Origin of the sequence: Flavobacterium sp. UBA4854 (genome assembly GCF_002399805.1) — a bacterium.
In the GTDB taxonomy this organism is placed as follows: Bacteria; Bacteroidota; Bacteroidia; order Flavobacteriales; family Flavobacteriaceae; genus Flavobacterium; species Flavobacterium ginsengisoli.
The window spans coordinates 1-13,838 of the sequence record NZ_DHEI01000002.1 but is presented as its reverse complement, the minus strand read 5'-3'; the positions used below and the strand labels follow the sequence as shown (position 1 = coordinate 13,838).

Below are 13,838 nucleotides of genomic sequence, written 5' to 3'. Positions count from 1 at the left end.
TCAGAGTTTCCTTCACGTAAAACTGGGTTTACAGCAGAACCTAAAACTTTAGCATATTTTGCTTTAATTTCCTTTTCAGCATCGTTTTGTGGATCTTCTGGGAAATTTGGTACGTTGTATCCGTGCGATTGTAATTCAGCAATAGCCGCTTTTAATTGCGGTACAGATGCAGAAATGTTTGGTAATTTAATGATGTTAGCTTCTGGCTGAGTTGCTAATTGACCTAATTCTGCCAATGCATCTCCAGTTTTTTGAGCATCAGTCAAAGATTCTGGGAAATTTGATAAAATTCTTCCTGCCAGCGAAATATCTCTGGTTTCGATTTCAATTCCAGCTGTTGCTGTAAAAGCTTGAACAATTGGTAACAAAGAGTAAGTTGCCAATAGAGGCGCCTCATCAGTTAAGGTGTAAAAAATTTTTGATTTATTCATTTTCTTTTTTTTTTATAATCGTATCGTCAGGAGTTAACGATGTAAAAGATATATTCGGCTCAAAATGAGCGGAGCAAATATAATAAAATCACAACGAAAACGGTTGAGTTTTGATGAGAAAAGACGAAATTAACAGATTGTTATTTCGAGCTCGTTATATTGCTAAATCGATGATTTTGGTATTAAAAAATTACGGTTTTGTTAGTGATGAAAATAGAACATAAAAAAAACTCGTTTCAAGCAATATGAAACGAGTTTTTTATAACATTTTGATAAATGATTATCTTCTTTTATCTTTAATCTTAGCTTTTTTACCAGTAAGTTGTCTGAAGTAGAAAATTCTAGCTCTACGTACAGCACCTTTCTTGTTCACTTCGATTTTTTGTAAAGCTGGCAAGTTTACTGGGAAGATACGCTCAACACCAACAGATCCAGACATTTTACGGATAGTAAAAGTTTCTGTGTTACCAGAACCTCTTCTTTGAATCACAACTCCTTTAAAGAACTGAGTTCTTGTTTTTTCACCCTCTTTAATTTCGTAGAAAACAGTGATTGTGTCTCCAGCTCCGAAATCTGGGAAATCTTTTTTAGCAACGAATTCGTCTTGAACGAATTTTAATAAATCTGCCATGATAATTTAAATTATGGTTTTTATATTAGAACAACATTCACGGATCTCGCCAGAGGTTGGTCAAATTCGGGTGCAAATGTAAAAAATAATTATAAATTATGAATTATAAATTGTAAATTATTTTTAGTTTGTTTTGTTTCAAGTTTCAGGTTTCAAGTTGTTGCTATCGAGAGTTTTAACTTGAAACAAAAATAACCTTAAACTTGAAACTAAATTCTAGTTTCCTTCCAATAAATCTGGACGTCTATTTTTAGTATGTTCGTATGCCATATCTTCTCGCCATTTATCTATTTTGGCAGCATGCCCGCTGGTTAAAACCTCAGGTACTTTCCATCCTTTGTAATCTGCCGGTCTTGTATAAATTGGACCTGATAATAAATTGTCCTGAAAACTATCTGTTAATGCTGAAGTTTCGTCACTCAAAACACCTGGAATTAATCGGATTAAAGCGTCTGATAAAACTATTGCGCCCAATTCTCCTCCAGATAAAACGTAATCGCCAATTGAAATTTCTTTTGTAATAAAATGATCTCGAACTCTTTGATCAACGCCTTTATAATGCCCGCATAAAATGATAATGTTTTCGTACATAGACATTTTATTTGCCATTTTCTGATCTAAAGTTTCCCCATCTGGGGACATGTAAATTACTTCGTCGTATTCACGTTGGCTTTTTAAATGTGTGATACAATCATCGATTGGCTGAATTGTCATTACCATTCCTGCACCTCCTCCAAAAGGATAATCATCTACGCTTTTTTGTCTGTTGGTGCTATAATCACGTAGGTTGTGAAAGTGCACTTCAACCAAGCCTTTATCAATGGCGCGTTTCATAATTGAAGCCTCAAATGGGCTTCTTAGTAATTCAGGTAAAAGAGTAATAATGTCAATTCGCATCTTTATTCGATAATTTTCTTGCTGGCAAAGATACAAATAATGCCCTTGAGTCTTTTAGTAATAATTATATAACACACTTTTTGAATGGTGTAAATTTTAATAGGCTAACTTTAATTATCATTACGCGCTTTATTATCAAGGTATACCAACCAAGCGAAACTTAAAATCCAAACACTTAATTATGAAAAAAACACTATTAGTTTCTGTAGTATTTGCATTTTTTATATCCTGCGCAAGTGCCAATTCGACAGCCGTTGCCGTAGGAGAAGCCAAGTCGAAAGTGCTAAAAGCTTTGGGCAGTCCAGTAATGATACTAGATAATAAACAAGATGGAGAAATTTTTGTTTATGCAGATCAGGTTTTTTCTAAAAAAGGAACGCGATTGGCAGGATCGCATTATTGGCATTATAATTACGTATATATAAGCAAAGATGGTAAAGTCACATCAACGCGACAAGAAAAACAAAATTATCCGCCACAAGCAATTGATTCGATAAAAATGGAAGGACTAGGTTTATTGACTTCTAAGTAAATTTTTTCTTATATGTTTTTAAACAATTCGTATTTTTAAATTTAATTTATAAATACGAATTGTTCATTTAATGACTTCACCCAAAATAAAAATCCTTGCTATATCTGGAAGTACAAGAAGTAACTCCAGTAATTTCAAAATTCTGAAATACGTTTCAAACTGTTTGCAACCAGATTTTGAAGTAGAAATTTTTGAAGATCTAGAAAACCTTCCTCATTTTAATCCTGATTTAGATAGAGAAAATCCTCCGAAAGAAATTAGTGTTTTTAGAAGTAAAATAACAAATGTTGATGGTGTTATTATTTGTACGCCCGAATATGTGTTTAGTCTTCCAGGAAGTTTAAAAAACGCCTTAGAATGGTGTGTTTCTACCACTATTTTTTCAAACAAAAATACAGGTCTGATTACCGCTTCTGCTTCTGGAGAAATGGGGCATGAACAGCTTTTGCTGGTAATGAAAACATTAGAAGCAAAATTTAATGATAACACGCAGCTTCTTATTCAGGGAGTTCGCGGAAAAGTTAATGCTGAAGGAGAAATTGTATCAGAACAGACAGCAAATGCACTTCAAAATTTTGCAAAAAACTTTAAGAATCAATTTTTATAATATATTTACTTTCTGAATTTTATATTATAAAATGATTAGCAGAAGAAATTTTATCGTAACCACAGGTCTTGCCACTACAGCAGTTTTGGCTTCACCATCATTTGCATTTTCTATGAATAAAAAAGAAATCGGTTTACAGTTATACACGCTTCGCGAAGAACTTCCGAAAGACGTAAAAGGAACTTTAGAAAAAGTAGCTAAGGCTGGTTATACAACAGTCGAGACATATGGCTTTTCTGTTAAAGATCAGTTTTGGGGATTAACGCCAAAAGAATTGAAAAAGATTTTGGATGCTAACGGATTGAAAGCAGTTAGCGGACATTATAATTTAGGTAGCTTTTTATATGATGGAAACACTACAGAATTAATTGCGGCAATTGAAGCAGCAAAAATTCTAAAAAGCGATTTTCTAACTGTTCCTTGGGTTGATGAACCTTTTAGAAGAAATATCGAAGATTATAAAAAGATTGTAGCTCGTATAAATGAAGCAGCAATAATGTGCAAAAAAGCTGGTTTAAAACTAGCGTATCATAATCATGATTTTGAATTCCAAAAGCACGATGGTGTTACAGGTTTTGAAATTTTATTAAAAGAAACAGACAAAGATTTAGTCTTTTTTGAACTTGATTTGTACTGGGTTGTTCATTCTGGAAACGATCCTTTGCAACTGTTCAAAGAAAATCCTGGCCGATTTAAAATGTGGCATATAAAAGATAAGGATAAAAATAATAATGATTTAAATACCGAAGTAGGTTCTGGAACAATAGATTTTAAACCATTATTTGCAGCAGCAAAACAATCAGGAATGATTCATTTTTTTGTAGAACAAGAAAATAATTTTGCTGCCAATTCTTTTGATTCGATTAAATCGAGCTGTGATTTTATTTCGAAAAATTTAATCTAGTACATTCCGTTTATGAGGAGAATTCTTTTGTTATTGTTGGCAATTCTTTGTTCTTGTGAATCAAATAAGAAAGAGAAATCAAATTCAAATCTAGAGCCAAAGCAAGAGCTTAATTTAAAACGAGATCCATATTTTGTAGCCATCAAAACTAATGATGTTAAACTTAGTAAGCCTGTTTTTGGAGATTGGCTTTATTCTCGCAATGAAAAAGGGCAGACTTTTGAGCAGTTTATCAGAACAAAACATGTTATTCCAACGAAAGAAGAAAACATTATTTATTTGCAACCAATAGGAAAGTTTAATTCGTTGCAGAAGAAACAAATCGAATTAGTTCGTCAATATTTGCAGATATTTTTTCAGTTAGAAACCAAAGTTTTAAAAGATGTTTCTAATGATATTATTCCGAACAATGCTAGAAGAACTGGCGATGTAGGACAGGAACAATTTTTAGCGGGATATATTTTAACCGATGTTCTGAAAAAAGAAAAACCAGATAAAGGAGTTGCATTAATGGCAATAACAGAAAAGGATCTGTATCCAAAACCAGAATGGAATTATGTTTTTGGATTAGCATCATATAGAGATAAAATTGCGGTAAGTTCGATGTACAGAATGCAAAAAGAAGCGGATTTCACTTTGAGTTTAGATCGATTATTGAAGATTTGTTCACACGAAATAGGACATATGTTTGGTTTGCATCATTGCATTGAAGGGAATTGCGTTATGAACGGAACAAATAGTATGGTTGAAACAGATAGACATTTTATTAGATTATGTTCTCTTTGTCAAAGAAAATTAAATTCAGGATTTAAATACGATAACGTAAAAAGGTTAAAAGAACTAGAAAAATACTTTAAGGACAACAAATTAACCAGTGGTTTTGAGTTAATGGAAAAAGACCTTAAAAACATTCAATAAAAATAAAAAGATTATGAGTTTAGGAACAAGCAAAGAATTTATAAAAGGCGACGAGATCGAGTGGGAAGTAGTTGGAGAAGGCATCAAACGTAAAATTTTAGCTTTTGACGAAAGAGTGATGCTTGTAAATGTGCATTTTGAAAAAGGAGGAATAGGCATCTTGCATGAGCATTATCATACTCAGGTTACATATGTAGCGAGCGGGAAATTTGATGTTACAATAAATGGCGTAACAGAAACATTAAAAGAAGGCGATAGTTTTTATATTCCGCCGCACGCAATTCATGGAGTTGTTTGTTTGGAAACAGGAATGCTAACTGACGTTTTTGGTCCTGCAAGAGAAGACTTTTTGAAGTAAATTCAATAAGGAAAATCAGTTGATATTTGTTTTTTTGCGATAGCAAATCTGTGTTATCTGCGTTCTAGAAACAGTTACAGATTAAACGGATTCGCTATCGCGAAGACACAGATTTACGCAGATTTTATTATAAAAATAACTTAAAATATAGGTTTAGGTTAAATATTGATGGTATTTTTGCAGCATGAATTTATCAAAAACTAATGTACTGTTTATGGCAGTTTGCACTGGTCTTATAGTTGCAAATCTTTATTACTGCCAGCCTTTGATTGTTTTAATTGCCAACGAATTTAAAATTCCTGAAGCCAGCGCCGGAACAATAACCTATCTAACTCAAGCAGGTTACGCAATCGGACTGTTTTTTATGGTGCCGCTTGGCGATAAATTAGAACGAAAAAAGCAAATTTTAATGACCACTTTTGCTACTGTAATTGCTTTGTTAATTGCAGCAACAGCAAAAAGTTTTCTTATTTTACAAATTGCTTCCCTGTTAATCGGAATCACATCCATCGTACCACAGCTTATTCTTCCTTTAGCCGCTTCTTTGAGCGCGCCTGAAGAACGAGGAAAGGTTGTAGGAACTATTATGAGCGGACTTTTAGTCGGGATTTTGCTTTCGCGAACATTAAGCGGGTTTATTGGCCAAGTTTTAGGTTGGAGATCAATGTTTTATATCGCAGCAGGAATTTGTCTTTTGATCTTTTTTGTGATTCAAAGTAAATTTCCGCAGAACAAACCACAGTTTCAAGGAACTTATGGTCAATTGATCAAATCTTTATTTACACTCATAAAAACACAACCTGTTTTACGTGAGGCAACAGCAATCAATGTTTTTTGTTTTGCTCAATTTGGAGCTTTCTGGACTACAATGGTTTTATTGCTTTCGGGAGAACCATTTCATTTCAATAGCGCGACAATCGGTTTGTTCGGAATTGTTGGGGCTTCTGGGGCTTTAGCAGCGCCTTTGGTTGGAAAACTGGGAGATAAAGGAAACTCGAGAATTGCAGTTGGTTATGGCTGTTTATTGATTTTAATCAGTTTTTTAACTTTTTATTTTGCGATTGAAAGTGTAATCGGAATTGCAATCGGAATTGTATTTATTGATATTGGAATTCAAGGCGTTCACATTTCAAATCAAACGCGAGTATATTCGTTATTGCCAGAAGCTAGAAACAGATTAAATACGGTATTTATGTCGCTTACTTTTCTAGGGACAGCTGCCGGATCTGCGTATGGTTTATTGTTATGGAAATTGGGCGGATGGCCTTCTGTAACTATCGGTTGTATGGCTCTATCTTTAATATCATTAACGATTTACGGACTTACTTATAAATCAAAATCTAAAAAAGCGAAAGCACAAATTGATTAAGAAATTAATTTGTAAATTTGCGTTCAAATTAAAAAAAATAACATGGAAAACGGAATATACGCTAAATTCAATACTAGCAAAGGTTCAATTTTAGTAAAATTGACACACGATTTGACACCAGGAACTGTAGGTAACTTTGTTGCGCTTGCAGAAGGAAATATGGAAAATAAAGTGAAACCTCAAGGACAAAAATTCTATGATGGATTAACTTTTCACAGAGTAATTGCAGATTTCATGATTCAAGGTGGTTGTCCAAAAGGAACTGGAACTGGAGATCCAGGTTATAAATTTGATGATGAATTTCACCCAACTTTAAAACACGATCGTCCAGGAGTTTTATCTATGGCAAACTCTGGTCCTGGAAGTAATGGTTCTCAATTTTTTATTACTCACGTTCCAACTCCTTGGTTAGACGGAAAACATAGTGTTTTTGGATATGTTGTTGAAGGACAAGATATCGTTGATGCTGTTGCTCAAGGTGATAATTTAGAGTCTGTAGAAATTATCAGAGTTGGTGATGAAGCTCAAAAATGGAATGCTATTGAAGCTTTTATTGGTTTAAAAGGTGCTCGTCTAAAAAGAGAAGCGGCTTTAAAAGCAGAATCTGAAGCAAAAATGGAACAATTAGCTGCTGGTTTTGATAAAACTGAAAGTGGTTTACGTTATAAAATGATTCAAAAAGGTGAAGGAAAAAGAGCTGAAGCAGGAAAAACAGTTTCTGTTCACTACGAAGGTTCTTTAGAAAACGGAAAAGTTTTTGATTCTTCTTACCCACGTAAAAAACCAATCGAATTCAAATTAGGAATTGGACAAGTTATTGAAGGATGGGACGAAGGTATCGCTTTATTGCAAGTTGGAGACAAAGCTCGCTTTGTAATTCCATCTGATTTAGCTTACGGACCATCTGGAGCTGGAGGAGTTATTCCGCCAAACGCTACTTTAATTTTCGACGTTGAATTAATGGACGTAAAATAAGACTTCATTAGCAATTTAGTATTGTTATAAATAGAAATCCCATATGTCACTGCATATGGGATTTTTTTATATTTACTAAAAAAACAAAGCCAATGAAAAATATATTAATCCTTGCAGGACTTGCATTATTTATGGTTTCTTGCGGAAGTAAGAAAGCAGCTCCAGTAGCATCAGCTAACGAAACCACAAAAGCGGTAGCTTTAACACCTGAATTAGAAGCAGGTAAAAGTTTGTATGAAAATAATTGTGCAAAATGCCATAAATTGTTTGAACCGAAAAAGTTTACAAAAGAAGAATGGACACCGATTTTGGTAAAAATGGGTAAGAAAGCGAAGTTAGATGATACTCAGATGGCTTCGATTACGAATTATATCGATTCTCAGCTATAAAAAGATAAAAAGCATTTCAAGAAATTGGGATGCTTTTTTTATTTGGATGAGGTACAAAAAAAACACCGTCACAGAATGAGGTGTTTATAAAGTTAAGAATGTAGTACGTTTGAATTGTCTACTGAAACTACTTTTAATGTTTTTATTCCTGCAGGAAGTTCCCAGTCAACTTCGTCATTTTCTTTAAAACCAATTATAGCAACACTTAAAGGTGCTAGAATAGAAATTTTTGATTGCTTTAAATCTGCTGCAGATGGAAGTACAATTTGAATTTTCATTTGTTTTTTTGCCTTGACGTCTTCAATTGTTACTGTCGAATTTATACGAATAACAGATTCGTCAAGATCTCCTTTGCTAACTACAGCACGATCCAGTTCTTGAGAAAGCTGTCCTGCTTCTTTGGCATTAGTATTATTCTTGTTTTGTAAAATTAATTCTCTCAGTAATTTATAATCTGAAGAGCTAAATGTTGGTATTGGTTTCATAATCGTATTCATTTATATTATTAAAAATTATTTATTCATTGTTATTTTAAAAATTATAGTAGTTGTATACTTTTCAATTCTTGAACTGAATTTTTAAATTGATAGAAAAACGAAAAATCATCTGATAGAGCAATGCTCTTTCAAATAAAAAAACGAATTAAAAATCTGATAAAAATCCTCCGTCAAAAAGAAGAAAAAGTGAAGTAGACGGAGGCCTAAAAAATAAAGGCCTTATTATGCGAAATAATTACAGCAGGAAGCGGTTTTGCAATGCAAAACGACTTTATAGAGGCTGTAAGTAGTGTTGTATTTCCCATAAGGATGTTAAATTGAACAGCAAAGATACGTAATCTTTTTGGATTTAGTGCGTATTTACTTCCATTTTATGCCACAACCAAGACTTGGTTTCTGTGGTTCTTTCAAACTTCGGTTATAAATTAAGGCATCTATGGCACCTCTAAGATCGCTTCCGCTAAGAGGAATTCCGTTGCCAGGTCTTGAATCGTCCAATTGTCCGCGATAGAATAATTTGTCTTGATTGTCAAATAAATAAAAGTCTGGAGTGCAAGCCGCCTGATATGCTTTTGCTGTTTCTTGGCTCTCATCGTACAGATAAGGAAAATCAATTTTGTTTTCCATTGCAAAGTCAGCCATTAATTCTGGGCCATCTTGCGGATATTTTACAGCATCATTACTCGAAATAGCGATTACTCCAAGTCCCTGCACGCGGTAATCGTTAGCAATCATTACCACTTCTTTGATAACATGATGCACAAACGGACAATGGTTGCAGATAAACATCACCAAAGTTCCTTTTGAACCTTTTAAGTCTTTAAAAGAAAAAGTATCATTAGAATTGGTGTCTTTTAAATAAAAATCAGGAGCAATTGTTCCTAATGGAAGCATTGTTGATTCTGTTCGTGCCATTTTATTTGAAATTTGAATTTCAAAAATAGCTTTAAAATTCTGTAAATAAAAGAGCACAAGAATAAAAAATATCCATAGAAAGCAGTTAGCTGCAATAGCTTGCTTCTTTGGATACTTTTTTAAGTTTTTATGAATTCAAAAAATCCAATAAATCTTCATTTAGCTTTTCTCTATCCGTATAAAAAAGTCCGTGTGGTGCACCTTCATATTCGATATAAGTATTGTTTGCTATAGATTTTGCCGCTTTTCTTGAAGTAAGATCAATTGGTACGATTTTATCGTCGTCTCCGTGAATAATTAAAGTTGGAACTTTAATGAAATCTATTTCATCTCTAAAATCAGTATAAGAGAAAGATTCAGCACATTTTAAAGTAGCTCTTGGAGAAGCTACAGAACATAAATTTCTGTAATATTCTAGTAAAGGTGTACTTAAAGGTTTGTTGATAATATTAACGCCAAAAAACGTTTTTCCAAAATTATCAATAAATCCGATTCGATCTTCTTTGATTGCCATTGCCGTATTATCGCTTTTTTCTTTTGGATGACCGTCAGGATTATCATGAGTTTTTAGAAGAAAAGGAATAATTGAAGAAATCAAAGCAGCTTTGGTTACGCCTTTTCCGCCATGACGGCTAAAATAACGAACTACTTCGCCACCGCCCATTGAGAAACCAACAAGCGTTACATTTTCTAACTCTAATTGTTCGATAATTTCCTTAAGATCATCTGTTAAAGTGTCGTAATCGTAACCGTCCCAAGGCTGAGAAGATTTTCCGAATCCGCGACGATCATATGCAATAACACGATAATTATTTTGTACTAAATGGTCTATTTGGTATTCCCACATTTCATTAGAAAGAGGCCAGCCGTGAATCAGGATAACAGGTTTTCCTTGACCATAATCCTTAACGTACAGCCTTACGTTTTGTGCAGTTTCTATATATTTATCAGTATGAACCTGTTTTAAATTAGATTCAAAATCTTTGATTGACATGCATGCATTTGGTTCAGTATGTTCCATGTTATATCTTTTTACGTGAGTATTTTCATTTTTTCTTCTCGTAAAATTAGATTTAAAGAAAAAGAAATGGGTTATAGAATTAGGCTCATTAATTACAAAATTTATAGGTTTGTAATTAAAAGAAATTAAAATGGATTTAACTTGGAATGAATTTGAAAGAACCGACATGCGTGTTGGAACTATTATAGAAGTAAATGATTTTCCTGAAGCCAGAAAACCAGCTTTTCAGCTAACAATAGATTTTGGCTCTGAAATAGGAATTAGAAAGTCATCTGCACAAATTACTAAAAGATATCAGAAAGAAGATTTAGTAAATCGTCAAATTGTTGCGGTTGTAAATTTTCCAAGAAAACAAATCGGAAAATTTATGAGTGAATGTTTAGTGCTTGGTGCTGTAGGCGAGGAGGGAGATGTAATTTTATTAGCTCCTGATTTTAAGATTCCTAATGGACTACGTATTGGATAGTTTTTATCCTTAGTTTTAACCGCAAAGACCGCAAAGGCTTACGCAAGGTTCGCAAAGTTAATAGCGCAAAGCTTTGCGAACTTTAATTGATAAAAACTTCGCATAAAGCTTGCGTTCTTTGCGTAGATCTTTGCGCTCTTTGCGGTTAAATTAAAGGTTTGTCTTTTTAATTAACTTCTGTAGTATCTCCTGTCCTTCTTCCCAATATTTTAAATCAGAATCAGAATTGATGTGTCCTTGGTGTCCGATGTTTACAAAATCGCTTCCCCATTTTTCAGCGAAGAGTTTTTTTCTTTCAAAAGAAGCGTAAGGATCATTTTCGCTAGCAACGACTACAGACGGAAAAGGTAATTTATAAAGCGGAATAGGTGAAAAGTTTCTAGTACATTCTGGTGTGTGTTCTGGTGAATCTACATCTGCTGGAGCAACCAAAAATGCACCAATAATATTTGGATTATTGTGTTTTTCTGCCCAATGCAAAACCAATGAAACTGCTAAACTATGTGCTACTAAAATAGTTGGCTGGTTAAGTTTTAAAATGTTTTCGTTTAGTCTTTCAAGCCATTCTTCTAGAATAGGTTCGTCCCAATTGTCTTGTACAATTCGAATGGAATTTTCAAATTTTTTATGCCAAAAAGTTTGCCAGTGTTTTTCTCCAGAATCTCCAAGTCCTGGTATGATTAATAGTTGTGTCTCCATTGCCGTGGAATTTTATTTAGTGATTATTTTTTGCGTTCTTTTAAAATTCGGTTTACTTCATTTACTAAAAGAGGGAAACCAGGTTCTGTCATTCCGTGACCATAACCGTCTAATTCATATAATTTAGTTTGTGTGTGGCCAACCAATTTCATCATTCTAGCCATGTAAGCGTTTTCTTCATAACGTCCCAACATTTCAAGTTCGCGATCTCCAGTAATTAATAATAATGGTGGAGCATCGGCGCGAACGTGATATAAAGGAGCAAATTCGTCAATTGTTGGCTGTTTTTCTGGAATTCCGTTTTCTCTTCTAATTTCGAAATGCGTAATACATTGTCCGCTAAAAGGAATTAATCCAGCAATTTGATTTGCATCAATATTTTCTTTTTGAAGGTATTTTTTATTAAGACCAATCATTAAAGCTAAATATCCACCAGCAGAATGCCCTGAAACAAAAATTTGAGATTTATCTCCTCCGTAATTTGAAATATTATTAAAAGCCCAAGATACTGCCGTAGCTGCATCTTCAATAGCTTTTTCAGCTTTTGCTTTTGGCGATAATCTGTAGTTTACACCAATAATAGCAAAGCCTTTATTTTTTAAAGCTTCCGGGATTTCTTTATTTCCGCCAGTTAATCCGCCACCATGAAACCATACAATTGTAGCAAAACCGGTTTTGTTTTTTGGGTAATAAATATCTAAAACACATCTTTCGTTGATATATTTATCCGATTTATTTGTAGCAGCGTTATAATATTGAATGTTATTTTTCGTTTCATATTCTATATTCTGTGCGGAAATGGAAATTCCAAAGAAAACGAAACTTAAAAGAAGAATTAGTTTTTTCATTTTTTGTGAGTTAATAGTAAAGTGTAATTTGTGAAAAAGTTAGAAGTTTAAGATGCTTGAATCGTACGTCTCACATTTTATAATTCACATCTCAAATATAAATATATAAAAAAAGTCCAAAATGCAGAACAAATTGGACTCCTACTTTATATAGATGATTTTGATTAAATATCGTCAAAATCGATATCTGTGAAGCTAGATCTTTGGCTTTCAGTTTTTTCAGAACTGTATTCTTTCTTAAAATCTTTTTGATGTCTTTCAGAAATTACTTCTTCGCCTTTGTGGTTCAAAACATAAGAAGTCATTTCCTCTAATATTTCGGCGAAAGCACTAAAATCTTCTTTGTATAAGTAAATTTTGTGTTTTTTGAAGTGAAAAGAACCATCTTCCTCAGTAAACTTTTTGCTTTCGGTAATAGTAATGTAATAATCATCAGCTTTGGTAGCTCTCACATCAAAGAAATAAGTTCTTCTTCCTGCTCGTAATACTTTAGAAAAAATCTCTTCTTTTTCTAACATGTCATTTTCTCTCATAATACGTTCTATCATTTTTGGAATTAATAGTACTCAAAAATCATAAAAAATTATCTATTACGCAACAATTAAAGTAATTCTTTTTCCGAAAGTTGTTTTAAATATAACGATGCATAATAACCTTCCTGATTTATTAATTGATTATGAGAGCCTTGTTGAATTATCTTACCGTCTTCGAGTATAATAATTTTATCTGCATTCTTGGCAGATGATACTCGATGACTTACAATTATGGTTGTTTTGTCTTTAGAAATCTCAAATAAATTATTCAAAATCAACTCTTCTGTTTCAGTATCAACCGCAGATAAACAATCGTCAAAAAGTAAGATTGCAGGATTTTTGATAATGGCTCTTGCAATAGAAACACGTTGTTTTTGTCCGCCCGAAAGTGTGATTCCTCTTTCTCCTAAAATGGTGTCGTACTGTTTGTTAAATGCAATAATATTGTCGTGAACAACAGCATTTTTAGCAGCTTTAATTACCTCTTCATCGGTTGCATTTTGATTTCCGAATTTGATATTGTTTTTAATAGTATCCGAAAACAAGAAAGCATCTTGAGGAACAATTCCTATATTATTTCGAAGATCATTTAAGTTTAAAGTACTGATTTCGTTTTCATCAATTTTGATCTCGCCTTCTGTAGTGTCATAAAGTCTTGAAATCAAAGAAAGGATGGTTGATTTTCCAGAACCCGTTTTTCCTAAAATGGCTAAAGTCTCTCCTTTTTTTACTGTAAATGAAACATTTTTCAATGCTTCAATATTGGTGTCTTGATAGGTGAAAGAAACATTATTGAAAGTAATATTTCCTTGGATATCAGATGGTTTTTCGTTATTGTTTTTAATTTC

General features: G+C 33.1%; 19 protein-coding genes. 9 read left to right on the top strand and 10 right to left on the bottom strand.

Going from position 1 to position 13,838, the window contains the following annotated elements:
- The 3 genes from B3J44_RS00170 to trmD form a co-directional block, all read right to left on the bottom strand.
- A partial coding sequence (locus tag B3J44_RS00170) for an NADP-dependent isocitrate dehydrogenase (RefSeq protein ID WP_286964749.1) occupies window positions 1-431 on the bottom strand: 431 nt, incomplete at its 3' end.
- Between the two features lie 280 nt (window positions 432-711).
- Window positions 712-1,062 carry a 50S ribosomal protein L19 gene (rplS, locus tag B3J44_RS00165; protein WP_144214894.1) on the bottom strand — a complete coding sequence of 117 codons (351 nt, stop codon included), beginning with the start codon at window positions 1,060-1,062 and terminating at the stop codon, window positions 712-714.
- A 216-nt stretch (window positions 1,063-1,278) separates the two neighbouring features.
- Window positions 1,279-1,959, bottom strand: coding sequence for a tRNA (guanosine(37)-N1)-methyltransferase TrmD (gene trmD / locus B3J44_RS00160; RefSeq protein WP_198856831.1), 681 nt, complete (start codon window positions 1,957-1,959; stop codon window positions 1,279-1,281).
- Window positions 1,960-2,140: 181 nt separating this feature from the next.
- Between trmD and B3J44_RS00155 the strand changes: the two genes are divergently transcribed.
- From B3J44_RS00155 to B3J44_RS00120, 8 genes are all read left to right on the top strand, one after another.
- Entirely contained in the window at window positions 2,141-2,491 is a 351-nt protein-coding gene (locus tag B3J44_RS00155) for a hypothetical protein (RefSeq protein ID WP_286964742.1), read from the top strand.
- Window positions 2,492-2,561: 70 nt separating this feature from the next.
- On the top strand, window positions 2,562-3,098 hold the full coding sequence (locus B3J44_RS00150) for an NADPH-dependent FMN reductase (RefSeq protein WP_286964739.1): 537 nt from the start codon (window positions 2,562-2,564) through the stop codon (window positions 3,096-3,098).
- A gap of 31 nt (window positions 3,099-3,129) precedes the next feature.
- A complete protein-coding gene (locus B3J44_RS00145) occupies window positions 3,130-4,002 on the top strand; it encodes a sugar phosphate isomerase/epimerase family protein (protein WP_286964737.1) in 873 nt (290 codons plus the stop codon).
- 12 nt (window positions 4,003-4,014) lie between these two features.
- On the top strand, window positions 4,015-4,920 hold the full coding sequence (locus tag B3J44_RS00140; RefSeq protein ID WP_286964735.1) for a Zn-dependent protease: 906 nt from the start codon (window positions 4,015-4,017) through the stop codon (window positions 4,918-4,920).
- 10 nt (window positions 4,921-4,930) lie between these two features.
- Complete coding sequence (locus B3J44_RS00135) at window positions 4,931-5,278, top strand: cupin domain-containing protein (protein WP_198857226.1); 348 nt, start codon at window positions 4,931-4,933, stop codon at window positions 5,276-5,278.
- 214 nt (window positions 5,279-5,492) lie between these two features.
- A complete protein-coding gene (locus B3J44_RS00130) occupies window positions 5,493-6,647 on the top strand; it encodes an MFS transporter (protein WP_286964734.1) in 1,155 nt (384 codons plus the stop codon).
- Between the two features lie 42 nt (window positions 6,648-6,689).
- A complete protein-coding gene (locus tag B3J44_RS00125; RefSeq protein ID WP_198856836.1) occupies window positions 6,690-7,622 on the top strand; it encodes a peptidylprolyl isomerase in 933 nt (310 codons plus the stop codon).
- 92 nt (window positions 7,623-7,714) lie between these two features.
- Entirely contained in the window at window positions 7,715-8,011 is a 297-nt protein-coding gene (locus tag B3J44_RS00120; protein ID WP_198856837.1) for a c-type cytochrome, read from the top strand.
- 92 nt (window positions 8,012-8,103) lie between these two features.
- Here B3J44_RS00120 and B3J44_RS00115 read toward each other — a convergent pair whose 3' ends face one another.
- From B3J44_RS00115 to B3J44_RS00105, 3 genes are all read right to left on the bottom strand, one after another.
- Window positions 8,104-8,496 carry a GreA/GreB family elongation factor gene (locus B3J44_RS00115; RefSeq protein ID WP_278022418.1) on the bottom strand — a complete coding sequence of 131 codons (393 nt, stop codon included), beginning with the start codon at window positions 8,494-8,496 and terminating at the stop codon, window positions 8,104-8,106.
- Between the two features lie 372 nt (window positions 8,497-8,868).
- Entirely contained in the window at window positions 8,869-9,423 is a 555-nt protein-coding gene (locus B3J44_RS00110) for a thioredoxin family protein (protein WP_198856839.1), read from the bottom strand.
- A 127-nt stretch (window positions 9,424-9,550) separates the two neighbouring features.
- The gene (locus tag B3J44_RS00105; RefSeq protein ID WP_198856840.1) at window positions 9,551-10,444 is read right to left on the bottom strand and encodes an alpha/beta fold hydrolase; all 894 of its coding nucleotides are present in this window, start codon (window positions 10,442-10,444) and stop codon (window positions 9,551-9,553) included.
- A gap of 130 nt (window positions 10,445-10,574) precedes the next feature.
- Here B3J44_RS00105 and B3J44_RS00100 point away from each other — a divergent pair, with 130 nt between their 5' ends.
- The gene (locus tag B3J44_RS00100; RefSeq protein ID WP_278022415.1) at window positions 10,575-10,910 is read left to right on the top strand and encodes a tRNA-binding protein; all 336 of its coding nucleotides are present in this window, start codon (window positions 10,575-10,577) and stop codon (window positions 10,908-10,910) included.
- A gap of 150 nt (window positions 10,911-11,060) precedes the next feature.
- Here the strand turns inward: B3J44_RS00100 and B3J44_RS00095 are convergent, their stop codons facing one another.
- From B3J44_RS00095 to B3J44_RS00080, 4 genes are all read right to left on the bottom strand, one after another.
- Window positions 11,061-11,609 carry an RBBP9/YdeN family alpha/beta hydrolase gene (locus tag B3J44_RS00095; RefSeq protein ID WP_286964731.1) on the bottom strand — a complete coding sequence of 183 codons (549 nt, stop codon included), beginning with the start codon at window positions 11,607-11,609 and terminating at the stop codon, window positions 11,061-11,063.
- Between the two features lie 23 nt (window positions 11,610-11,632).
- Window positions 11,633-12,457, bottom strand: coding sequence for an alpha/beta hydrolase (locus tag B3J44_RS00090; RefSeq protein ID WP_286964729.1), 825 nt, complete (start codon window positions 12,455-12,457; stop codon window positions 11,633-11,635).
- Between the two features lie 164 nt (window positions 12,458-12,621).
- Complete coding sequence (locus tag B3J44_RS00085; protein ID WP_095931384.1) at window positions 12,622-12,990, bottom strand: PUR family DNA/RNA-binding protein; 369 nt, start codon at window positions 12,988-12,990, stop codon at window positions 12,622-12,624.
- Between the two features lie 68 nt (window positions 12,991-13,058).
- Window positions 13,059-13,838, bottom strand: a 780-nt coding sequence (locus tag B3J44_RS00080; RefSeq protein WP_286964727.1) for an ABC transporter ATP-binding protein, incomplete at its 5' end; no start/stop codon positions are given.